Origin of the sequence: Amazonocrinis nigriterrae CENA67 (assembly GCF_016056305.1) — a bacterium.
In the GTDB taxonomy this organism is placed as follows: Bacteria; Cyanobacteriota; Cyanobacteriia; order Cyanobacteriales; family Nostocaceae; genus Amazonocrinis; species Amazonocrinis nigriterrae.
This window is the reverse complement of sequence record NZ_JAECZC010000104.1, coordinates 1-2,079: the sequence shown is the minus strand read 5'-3', so window position 1 is coordinate 2,079 and position 2,079 is coordinate 1. Positions and strand designations below refer to the sequence as shown.

Annotated in this window: 4 protein-coding genes; 1 reads left to right on the top strand and 3 read right to left on the bottom strand. The window is 43.0% G+C overall.

The features are described from left to right. Positions 1-194: 194 nt before the first annotated feature. Positions 195-491, bottom strand: a complete 297-nt coding sequence (locus tag I8748_RS32390; RefSeq protein ID WP_214662854.1) for a hypothetical protein — start codon at positions 489-491, stop codon at positions 195-197. Between the two features lie 15 nt (positions 492-506). On the opposite strand from I8748_RS32390, the gene I8748_RS34795 reads away from it, so the two are divergent. Next, the gene (locus I8748_RS34795) at positions 507-737 is read left to right on the top strand and encodes a hypothetical protein (protein ID WP_214662445.1); all 231 of its coding nucleotides are present in this window, start codon (positions 507-509) and stop codon (positions 735-737) included. Between the two features lie 481 nt (positions 738-1,218). Here I8748_RS34795 and I8748_RS32385 read toward each other — a convergent pair whose 3' ends face one another. Continuing rightward, positions 1,219-1,569 (bottom strand): four helix bundle protein, encoded by a 351-nt coding sequence (locus I8748_RS32385; protein WP_015137800.1) that lies wholly within the window; start codon positions 1,567-1,569, stop codon positions 1,219-1,221. Between the two features lie 32 nt (positions 1,570-1,601). Continuing rightward, the coding region (locus I8748_RS32380) for a transposase (RefSeq protein WP_198128578.1) at positions 1,602-2,079 on the bottom strand (478 nt) is incomplete at its 5' end.

Here is a 2,079-nt window from a genome sequence, read left to right as displayed (position 1 = left end):
GTACAGCCGTGGTCATACCAATTTAAACGGTGTTTAGGGCAAATAGGGCATCGAGAATGAAGGAATACCCCGTAATGGACATGATCACTTTTGGTGTTAACTCAGCTAAGAGTTGATCGACTTTAGCTTGCAGTTGATCGAGTGTGTGGAAACAAGCCCATTTGAGATCAGCTTTTAGATGTGCCCATAGCCGCTCAATGGGATTGAGTTATGGACACTAAGGTGGTTGAAACAACTCTCATCACATTCTCAGGCAAAATCAGATGCTTACTTGTATGAAAGCGCCCTTGATCAACTTGAAGAATGTTGAGACTATCTGGATATGCTTGAGAAAATTCATTTAAAAACTGTTGATACCCAATGCTATCAACATGAGAAAACTGTAAAAAAAAGGATTCTCCTGTTGCAGGTTCAACCGCACCAGAGAGCCAAAAGGCTTTGAATAACCACTGCCATGCTCCTATGGGTTTGACTCCACAGGCACTAATCAAGCGTCCGAGCAGTGTATGCAGTCCAAAACGACTCTCCAAAGTCAGCGAAGTAGCGAATTGGGCGTTCTTGTTGGCGAACTTGCCGATCATACTGACTCAACAACTCCAGGTCATCTGCAAGTTTTTTTTAAAGGACTCTGGCTGTTGCGGCTTCTGCTTTTTGTGTTGCGATGTTTCCCGATGGCTTTGGCGATCGCAGTTCTCGTCGGTGCATTCTCCTGTTTGAGCCAGTACAGTACTTGCTAACGTTCTTTTGCTGTTGCTGTTTCGGCTTGACGCAACCTTTCTACCAAATCATCCAAACTTTCCTTGACTTCAATTGAGGTCACACCAACCATCGGTAGAGATCTCTAAACGATGATTCTCAGTTTCCCTTATCTGCCCTGTCTCCAATCTAAATTGGTATAATATCGTGTTCGGTTAAAAACTTATCATTAAGACTGCAAGGGAGCAGGGGAGCAGTGGGAGAAACAAAAGTGATTTATATCAAGGATTTCGTGAAATGGTATAAGGCTACGGTGTACACACAAGTTTTAAAATTCTTACCTAGCCTGAGTAGGGTATGTTGTCGCGAAGCGCAACGCACCATTAATGATTTTCGGTGCGTTATGTGTCACTTAAAGGATAATGTGGGTCTTGGCAACTTTTGGTGATCTTGGCTGGGGGAAGGCAGAGGGCAGAAGGCAGAAGGCAGAAGGCAGAAGTCGGAAGAGTAGAAGTAATAATTTCAACCCTTGAGTTTGTTTAAAGTAGCAACTAATATACTTTGCATTTCCTCCACCTCATTCAATACAGGAGTGAAAAGGTCTTTATCAGCTAAATCTACTTCTTTGGCAATGATTAATTGCGTATCAAGTTCTCTTAAAGAACCTAACGCAATATGTAAGAACTGGATATATTCTGGCTTGGAACGCCTACCATAGCCTTCAGCTATATTGGACGCTACAGATACAGAAGAACGTCGGATTTGGCTGGTTAAACCATACAATTCTGACTGAGGAAATAGGCGGGTAAATTTATAACAATTGATAGCAAGTTGAACCGCCCTTTGCCAGATAAACTGATTTCTATAACTCATATAACCAAGTGTAAATTGTGAAAATTTTCTCCTCAAATAGCCAACAAAAATCGTCGTTCTAGTAAGTCTATCTTGGCTCGACCATACATCTGCCGCTTTAACATTTTCAGTCGATTAATATGCCCTTCAACGGGGCCATTGCTGACTGACATAGTTACACCTGCTTTGACAGCATCGTAGTCAGACTCTAAACTAACAGCAAAGGAGCGCAACAAAGAAACCGAACTGTTTTTAGCTTTGTTTAACCAAGCATCGAGCTGCTCGCTCAGACGTTGACGCACAACAGATGCAAACTGTTGAGCTAGTTCAATAGCTGACTTCAAATCAGAATGGGCTGTTTGTAGTTGAGCGATGATTTCATGCTCATTAGGCTGTATTAATTCTGGTCGTCGCAAGACTAAAGCTGTGACGCGACTGGGGGTGAGAGGACGATGGGAGGAAGAACTCACCCTGGGGGACACGTTTTTCTTTGAACACTTTGCTGGCTCAAATCCGGGCAAGGTCTTGAGA